The sequence below is a fragment of the Nonomuraea aridisoli genome (genome assembly GCF_003236395.1).
Taxonomy (GTDB): Bacteria; Actinomycetota; Actinomycetes; order Streptosporangiales; family Streptosporangiaceae; genus Nonomuraea; species Nonomuraea aridisoli.
The window spans coordinates 1-8,097 of the sequence record NZ_POUD01000355.1 but is presented as its reverse complement, the minus strand read 5'-3'; the positions used below and the strand labels follow the sequence as shown (position 1 = coordinate 8,097).

Below are 8,097 nucleotides of genomic sequence, written 5' to 3'. Positions count from 1 at the left end.
CCCGGGCCCGGGCGCCCACCTGGCATCCCCAACCGCCGACCCGCCCCCCGCTACGACGTGGGCAAAACCGTCAGACGGGGCCGCACCCTCGCAGTACTACAACAATCCGGAGGATAAAGAACAAGCTAAGACGGTGGTGTTGCGTGTCTGCGTGTAGTCGGGAACCTGGTGTGATCGCACACGCCGCGACGCTTCTGGTAGGTGCCGCATGCGGCAACGCCGAATGCCGACCTGTGACGATTCGGTCAGATGGCCAAGCCTGCGCCCCCGGACACGACGATCTCTTGCCCGGTGATGTACGCAGCATCGTCCGAAGCCAGAAAAGCGACCGTCCCGGCGACGTCTTCTGGCGTCCCGAGGCGGCCGAACGGGTTGTGCTCGGCCATCGCCGTCATGGTCCCTGCGACATCTTCGGTTTGCGTCCGGATCGAGGCCCGCGTCATCGGGGTGTCGGTCATTCCCGGGCTGACCGCGTTGATGCGGATGCGGCGCGGCGCGAGTTCGAGGGCCAGAGTCGGGATCATGGCCAGCATCGCGCCGTGGGACCCGGCAGCGACGCTGCTACCGGTCAGGCTGCGTGTTGCTCCGATCCCCACGGTGACGATGACCGAAGCACCGTCGGACAGCAGCGGCAACGCCTTGACCAGGGTGAAGAACACCCCTTTGGTGTTGACGGCGAACACATCGTCGTACGCGGCTTCGTCCCAAGCCTCCAGCGTCATCGGATGGTTCACGCCGGCGTTCAGGAACAGCGTGGTCAGATTGCCGAATTGCGCTCCGACTTCGGACATGACCCGGTCAGTGTCCGGGAGCGACCGTGCGTCAGCTTGCAAGACCAGGACATCGTCGGGCAGCTCCTCCCGCGCGCGAGCGACGCTCTCCTGACGCTGTCCGGTGACAGCGACACGGTAACCGCGCTCGTGCAGAGTCCGCGCGGCCGCCTTCCCGATTCCGCTGGTGCCGCCCGTGATCAGCGCTGTACGTGCCGACATGACAATCACTCCATCTTCGTTGTTGGCTCGACTGGACAGCCCGACGGCATCGCGTCGGTGCCAGGCGTGCAGGAGAACTTGCCGGCAGTCACTGAGCTCGCAGGCCGGCGAGACAGTTGCCTGCCCGCATCATGTACCAAGATGTCTAGCTGGTCCGTCCAGAGTATAAACCTCTACTGGACTATATCGTCCAAGTTTGCGAGGCTGGTGCCGTGACCATGACTCGCACGGGGAAGCGTGCGACCAAGGAGCAGCATGCAGCTGCTGAGTACTTGGGCTCGCTCGACGACTCACTCGCGCGGTGGGTGCAGTCGACTGGACCGATCGATGCCTACGACGCACATCTGCCCGTCACGGTGGACAGCCCGCTCGAATGGTTCTCCTTCGCCGTCACCTCGCGACAGCTCAGCAGAGCATCCAGCTTGGCGATCTACCATCGACTGGTCGCGCAATTCGGTGGCGCCATCACCGCAGAGCGTGTCGTCTCGACCGACGAGCAGACCCTGCGCGACGTCGGGTTGTCTCACCAGAAAGCCAGGACGATCCGTGCACTCGCCGAACGTGCGGATGACGGTCTGCTCGACATGGACGAACTCGCGACCATGACGGATGCCGAGATCCACGCCGACCTCATGGCTGTACCCGGTATCGGTCCGTCGTCCGCGCAACGGTTCATGCTGCATTACCTGCGCAGACCGGACATCTTCCCGGCCGGCGACCTTACTGTGCGCGAAGCGATCACCGCACTCGATCAACTGGACAGCGTGATCACGCCGAAGGCCGCGGAGCAGCGAGGTGAGCCGTGGCGACCGTATCGGTCGTATGCCACGTCGTACCTGTGGGGCTACGCGTGGGAGCTGCACCCTGTCGTTCCTGGTGGTACGTCGTAGTGCTGCGTCATTTCACCGGCGCCGATGACGACGAGGAAATTCCTGTGCCTCGCTGACCTGGTACGCGTGACCGAGTCGATCTGACGCGAGACGCCCCTCCATGGACTTTATAGTCCATATCTAGAGTCCGGCCAATCATCGGTACCCGGGTGTGTCGCGTGGGTTGACACCAGCGCCAAGAAGGTGGGTGCGTACGGTGCATGCTGAGAACCCCAGCCGCGACCCGACAATCTCCAGTGAGTCACCGGTGGCATACCTACGCTTCGACGTTGGCGTCGTGCGACGGAGACGGACTCCACGGGCGGTGCAGGCCGCGGCAGGTTCAGGATGCGGTGCACGGTCGAGCGGGCAGGTCGAAAATCGGACCATCGCCTCGTGGAGTCCATGCTCGCCGGACCGCGAGCTGACCACAGGTCAGGCGCGGCTCGGCGGCCGGGAAACGCCGTGGTAGTGCGGCAGGTCGAGCGGCGGCACCGGGAAGCCGCCGGCCGCCGGCTCGCTGGACAGTTCCTCGAACTCGGCCTCGACCTGTGCCTTCTGCGCCTCCTTGCGCCGCTGGTCGACGGTGTCGATCCGCAGCCAGACGGCGAGCACGCCGATCACCAGCGCTCCGGCGATGCCGAGCCCGATCATCCGGTCGCCCTCGTTGACGACCAGGTTGCGCACGGCGGCCACGAGCAGGATCCAGGCCAGGTTGACCGGGATCAGCACCTTCCAGCCCAGCGACATCAGCTGGTCGTAGCGGATGCGCGGCAGCGAGGCCCGCACCCACACGATGAAGCAGAAGGTCAGCACGAACTTGATGAGGAACCACAACACCGGCCACCAGCCCGCGTTCGCGCCCTCCCACAACGAGATCGGGAACGGCGCCCGCCAGCCGCCCAGGAACAGGGTGACGGCGATGCCCGAGGCGGTGAAGGTGTGCAGGTACTCACCCATCATGATCAGGGCGAACTTCAGCGACGAGGAGTACTCGGTCTGGAAGCCGCCGACCAGCTCGCCCTCGCCCTCGGGCAGGTCGAACGGGATGCGGGCGGCCTCGCCGAACATGCAGACCACGTAGATCAGGAACGACGGGATGAGCAGCACCACGAACCAGGTGTGCTCCTGCGCCTTGACGATCTCGGAGGTGGACAGCGTGCCGGCGAACAGGAAGACGGCCACGAACGACAGAGCCATCGCGATCTCGTAGGAGACCACCTGCGCCGCCGACCGCATACCGCCGAGCAGCGCGTACGGCGAGCGCGACGACCAGCCGGCCAGCACCACGCCGTAGACGGAGACCGCGCCCATGGCCAGCATGAACAGCACCGCCACCGGCAGGTCCACCAGCTGCAGCGGCGTCCGCACGCCGAACAGGTCGACCATCGGCGCGAACGGCACGATCGAGAACGCCAGGAACGCCGGCACCACCATGATCACCGGCGCCAGGAAATAGAGCACCCGGTCGACCGTGCGCGGGAAGAGATCCTCCTTCAGGCCCATCTTCAGCGCGTCGGCCACGGATTGCAGCAGCCCGAACCGGCCGGCCCGGTTGGGGCCGTAGCGGTGCTGCATCCGCGCGATGAGCTTGCGCTCGAACCAGACGCCGAACATGACTCCCAGCGCCAGAAAGAGGAAGAGCATCACGGCCTTGACGATGGTGATCCACAGCGGGTCCTTGCCGAAATCGGCAAGGGTGGGATCGGCCGCGAGAACGCCTGCCATGACGTGTTGCCCCTTCCTCTCCCCGGCACTCGTTCGGTCCGGAGCGGAAGATCACGTTAGCCGGTGAGCCGATCGGTGTATTGAACGAATGCGAACAGCTGCTTCGGCGTCATCTGCGCCATCGCCCGGATCTCGCGGGTGAGGTGAGGCTGGTCGGCGTAACCGCAGGCGACGGCCTCGCTCAGCCTGGCCGAGGGCCGTCTCCACGTCTCCACGGTCCGCTGGAACCGGGCGATCCTGGCTACCGCCTTGGGCGACAGGCCCACCACCCGGCGGAATCCGAGCTCGAGATAACGACGGCTGACGCCCAGCTCATCGGCGAGTGACCCGATGGTGGGCGGGCCGACCGGCTCCTGCAACCGCCACCAGGCGTGCGTGATCAGGTCGTTGGGGCCGGCGTCGGGGCGCAGCCACGCCGTCAGCCGCTCCTCCAGCAGGCGGAAGCGGTCCGCCCAGCTCGCCGACGCGATCAGCCGGCCGGTCAGCTCCGCGGCGCGGGAGCCGAGAAGGTCTTCCAGATGTACGGTGGTGCCGGTCACCTCGCGTAGGGGTGTCCCCGTCAGCGCCGACATCCCGGCGGGGGTGAGCCCGACCGCCACCCCGTGACGCCAGTATGCGTGTGCCGAGAACGTCGCGGTGGCGCGGGGGCCGGTGACGATCGGGTCCATGCCGGTGAACTCGATGATCAGGGTGGCCGCGTTGAGCGGCAGCATCCGGCTGGGGTGGGCGGGCCCTCCCACCCAGGCGCGGAAGCCGGCCCATCCCAGCACGTACGGGCGCAGGTGCGCCGGTGATCGGCGGATGATCATCTGGTACGGCTCCGCCTGTGGCTGCGTCGGCAGCGAATGAATCGCCATCACCGGCAATCCTGCCCTAACCTCACGGGGAGTTCCGGCTCGGGTGCCAAAGTGATCTACACGGCGGGCTCCGTCCCCAGCCGTGGCCGACTGCGTCTGGACGACCTCAACCGGAACCGCGGCGAATACCGCAGCATGCGGGCGTATGGAGACGTAAAGCTGGCCACCGTGCTGTTCGCCGAGAAACTCGCGCGACGGACGTGGAACACCGGCATCACCACCGTGTCGTCCCGGAACCCCTGGGCCCACCACTCCGGCCAGCGGCCCGGAGCGATTCAGGCTCCGCGCGAGGGCGGCGCAGTGGCAGCGGTCTGTGCCGTGTCGTGGACGGCGGTCGCCACGTCGTGCGCTCATCTCGCCACCTCCAGCCCGGTGGCGGCGCATCCGCGCTGTCTGGTCAGCTGGCTCAACTCGTCCAAGGCGGACAGCTCGCCACACAGGTTCGACCCCGTTCGGTACGCCTCGAGCACTTCGGTGAGCGGTGTGGAGGCGCGCGCCTCCACACCGAGCTGACGTACCGCGCTCGCCAGGTTGCCCCGATTGGCCGGCGCCGAGGTCTCCCGGACGGCCGCATCCTCGCCACCGCATCCGCGGACCGCACCGTCCAACCCTGGAACGCCGCGAACCCCGCCCGCCTGGCGCCGTTGACGACCATTTGTACGCACAGCCTGGACGTGAACTCGGTCGCCTTCAGCCCGGACGGCCGCCTGATCGCGACCGGCTCCACCGACGAGACCGCCCGCGTCTGGGACGTCACGCGCCCCGACCGACCGGTGATGCTCGCCACGGCCTCCGACGACCGGACCGTCCGGCTCTGGACGGTCGCCTCCCGCGACCTCTGGGCCATCCTGCGCGGGCACCGGCAGCCGCTCCGCGACGTGGCCGCCACTGCGGGACGACCGTGGTCACCGCCGCGGCGGACGGTACGGCCCAGTTCTGCGGCACGGATCCGGCAACGGCCGAGCGACGGATCTGCGGAAGACGTGGCGATGCGATCACCGTACGGGAGTGGAGCCAGTACCTTCCCGACATCGGTTACTCCGATCCCTGCGGCGGGTGAGCGCCACATGCGGATGTGCCTGTGGCAGCACTTCATCACGTGAACGCGCGTGACCTGGCGTGCGGCGTCCTTGACCACCGGATCACGGTTCGGGGCGCCCCATGCCGATGACGTCGAGAACAGGATCGCGTCAGGGTCCGCGGGGGGCCGGGGGCGCGCAGGCCGATCCGGTCGGCGGCCCGGGCGCTCGGGAGTACGCCGGGGCGGTCGGTCCTGAGACGGCGAATCCTTTCGCGGCGCCGGGGTCTCTTATAAGGGTGACGGTCACGCGGGGAAGGAGATCCGAATGAGTGACGTCGTGCCGCCGGCTGTGCGGCGGGCGCTGTTCACCACCTCGTTTCGGCGGCAAGGGCGCGGACGTGGCTGACCGCGGCTGGGCGAGCACGCAGCTCATCGAGGCCGCACAGGCCGGTGATCGAGAGTCGATCACCGCGGTCGTCCATGGCGCCCACTCTCATGTGCGGCGCTTCGCGGAGCATCTTTGCGCGTCCCAGCAGGATGCCGAGGACGCCGCGCAGGAAGCACTGATCATCCTCTACCGGAAGATCGGCTCACTGCGCGCCACCGGGGCGCTGGCATCGTGGATGTTCCGCATCGTTCGCAACGAGTGCCTCCGCCGGGCTCGGCTGCTGTTCGACCGCTACGACGAGGTCGACGACGGTCTGGTGACGTCGGCGGGGGAGTCGGCCGAGGACGAGGTCATCCGGCGTCTGGAAGGCGAGCTCGTCGCGCAGGCGATCAGGGAGCTGCCGGACGTTCAGCGCAGAGTGTTGATCATGCGGGATGTCCTGGGATACCCGGGGCGGAGAGTCGCCGAGACGCTCGGCCTGAGCAACGCCGCAATGAAGTCCCAGCTGCACCGGGCACGTAACACGATCAGGCTCAGCCTCGGCCGGACGACCGAAACCACCGGCGGTCCGAGCGACCCCGGAGCCACCTGCACCTGACCTGAGCAGACCGTAATTCCACCACCCGTGTCAGAAGGGAAGTTCTGCCATGCCGGAAACCGGATCGCCCGCGCCCGACATCGTGCTGGAAGACACCGACGGCCACGTCGTCCGCCTGTCCGACTACCAGGGCCATAGTGCCATGCTCATCTATTTCATGCGGTCGACGTCGTGCCCGATCTGCAACAGGCACGTCCAAGACCTCATCGGGCGCCGCGACGAGCTGGCCGCCGACAATGTCCAGGTGCTTGTCGCGGTTCCTGAGGACCGCCCGGCAGCGGCCGGGTGGAAGGCCAGACGCCAGATCCCTTTCCCCGTCCTCGTCGGCCGCCACAGCACCCCGCACGAGACGATCCGTCTGAGCAGAAAGGTCTTCGGCTCGCTGCAGCAGTCAGGCAGCATCCTCATCGACTCCCAGGGCATCGTCCGCCACATCCACCGCGCCACCATGCCCACCAACGGCTACGACAGCAAAGGCATCACCGCCGCCGTCCAGGCTCTCCGCACGCGGGGGTGACCTGCTCCGACCGGCCGTTCGTGAACGACTGCGGCCCTGGCACCGGGGTGCCCCCGCCCCGGACGGCCACAGCCGCGCCCTGGCTCCGGCGGCCTGGTCACCTGGGCACGAGTGTCCAGACATAGACGGGCGGGCCGCCGTCGACGCCCCCGCCCGCTGCCAGGTTCGCGGGGGTTCGCCCGACCCCGACGCCTCAGCGATCGGCGGCTCTAACGTCCTGGAGACGACCTCGCGGGAGCGGGCCGGGGAGTCGATGGGCGTCAGCTCGCCCGAGCCGTTCATCGTGACGGCGGTGAACCCGGCCTCGATCTGCTGCGCGGCCACCTCGGCGGGGCGGTCGCCGCCGATTCGGGCGTCCATCCGCACCCGGCTCGCGCACCGGCCCGCCGCGTGCACCGGCAGCCGGCCGTCTTGCCGGCGATGTCCCACAGCGCCTGGTCGATGCGGGTGACCGCGCTGGACAGCACCGGGCCGCCCCGGTAGAAGCCGCCCTCGGTAAGGACCTGCCAGTGGTCCTCGATGCGCAGCCGGTCCTCGCCGATCAGGTGGTCGCTGAGCTCCGTGACGGCGGCCCGGACGGTCGCGGCCGGCCCTCGACGACCGGCTCGCCCCGGCCGGTGACGCCCTCGTCGGCGCGCACCCGCAGGAACGGCCGGCACGGCGGAGCGCTCAGGAACGGACGAGTCGGGCGATCGCCTCCGAAGCCTCCTTCACCTTCGCGTCGGCCTCGGGACCGCCCTTGCGCGCCGCCTCGGCGACGCAGTGAGCCAGGTGCTCCTCCAGCAGCGACAACGAGAACGCCTTCAGCGCGCTCGTCGCCGCCGACACCTGGGTCAGCACGTCGATGCAGTACGCGTCGTCCTCGACCATCCGCTGCAGGCCGCGGACCTGCCCCTCGATGCGGCGCAGCCGCGCCGTGTGGGCCTGCTTGCCGCCGCTGTATCCGGCCATACCGATCTCCCTCCGCCGTCGACGTGAGGCAACGCCATACCCCCGCCCCGTATTCCGGGAGGTTCGGGTCGCCCCGGATGTGTGAATTCGGCCCTGCCGCGGGCAGGCGGCGTGCTAGAAAAACTGTCAGCACCGCCCGCCGACACGAGGAAAGCCGCAGCCATCCGTCCCACCCC

At 68.3% G+C, this 8,097-nt stretch carries 10 protein-coding genes; 5 read left to right on the top strand and 5 right to left on the bottom strand.

All coding sequences use genetic code 11. The features are described from left to right. Window positions 1-245 precede the first annotated feature (245 nt). Window positions 246-992 (bottom strand): SDR family oxidoreductase, encoded by a 747-nt coding sequence (locus C1J01_RS43605; RefSeq protein WP_111184899.1) that lies wholly within the window; start codon window positions 990-992, stop codon window positions 246-248. 218 nt (window positions 993-1,210) lie between these two features. On the opposite strand from C1J01_RS43605, the gene C1J01_RS43600 reads away from it, so the two are divergent. Next, window positions 1,211-1,882: a DNA-3-methyladenine glycosylase family protein gene (locus C1J01_RS43600; RefSeq protein WP_235855056.1), complete on the top strand. Its 672-nt coding sequence runs from the start codon at window positions 1,211-1,213 to the stop codon at window positions 1,880-1,882. Between the two features lie 414 nt (window positions 1,883-2,296). Here the strand turns inward: C1J01_RS43600 and nuoH are convergent, their stop codons facing one another. Both nuoH and C1J01_RS50630 read right to left on the bottom strand, forming a co-directional pair. Beyond that, entirely contained in the window at window positions 2,297-3,589 is a 1,293-nt protein-coding gene (gene nuoH / locus C1J01_RS43590) for an NADH-quinone oxidoreductase subunit NuoH (protein ID WP_111184895.1), read from the bottom strand. A 56-nt stretch (window positions 3,590-3,645) separates the two neighbouring features. Then, window positions 3,646-4,446: a helix-turn-helix transcriptional regulator gene (locus C1J01_RS50630; RefSeq protein ID WP_181449296.1), complete on the bottom strand. Its 801-nt coding sequence runs from the start codon at window positions 4,444-4,446 to the stop codon at window positions 3,646-3,648. A gap of 51 nt (window positions 4,447-4,497) precedes the next feature. Here C1J01_RS50630 and C1J01_RS51665 point away from each other — a divergent pair, with 51 nt between their 5' ends. From C1J01_RS51665 to C1J01_RS43570, 4 genes are all read left to right on the top strand, one after another. Continuing rightward, window positions 4,498-4,959 carry an SDR family NAD(P)-dependent oxidoreductase gene (locus C1J01_RS51665; RefSeq protein WP_220040410.1) on the top strand — a complete coding sequence of 154 codons (462 nt, stop codon included), beginning with the start codon at window positions 4,498-4,500 and terminating at the stop codon, window positions 4,957-4,959. A 131-nt stretch (window positions 4,960-5,090) separates the two neighbouring features. Next, window positions 5,091-5,549, top strand: a complete 459-nt coding sequence (locus C1J01_RS51660; RefSeq protein WP_268958806.1) for a WD40 repeat domain-containing protein — start codon at window positions 5,091-5,093, stop codon at window positions 5,547-5,549. Between the two features lie 316 nt (window positions 5,550-5,865). Beyond that, complete coding sequence (locus C1J01_RS43575) at window positions 5,866-6,453, top strand: RNA polymerase sigma factor (protein WP_111184893.1); 588 nt, start codon at window positions 5,866-5,868, stop codon at window positions 6,451-6,453. A gap of 49 nt (window positions 6,454-6,502) precedes the next feature. Beyond that, window positions 6,503-6,970, top strand: coding sequence for a peroxiredoxin family protein (locus C1J01_RS43570; protein WP_111184892.1), 468 nt, complete (start codon window positions 6,503-6,505; stop codon window positions 6,968-6,970). 278 nt (window positions 6,971-7,248) lie between these two features. Here the strand turns inward: C1J01_RS43570 and C1J01_RS43565 are convergent, their stop codons facing one another. Both C1J01_RS43565 and C1J01_RS43560 read right to left on the bottom strand, forming a co-directional pair. Beyond that, the gene (locus tag C1J01_RS43565) at window positions 7,249-7,629 is read right to left on the bottom strand and encodes a hypothetical protein (RefSeq protein ID WP_235855055.1); all 381 of its coding nucleotides are present in this window, start codon (window positions 7,627-7,629) and stop codon (window positions 7,249-7,251) included. A gap of 10 nt (window positions 7,630-7,639) precedes the next feature. Further along, entirely contained in the window at window positions 7,640-7,921 is a 282-nt protein-coding gene (locus C1J01_RS43560; RefSeq protein WP_111184891.1) for a metal-sensitive transcriptional regulator, read from the bottom strand. Window positions 7,922-8,097: the final 176 nt, after the last annotated feature.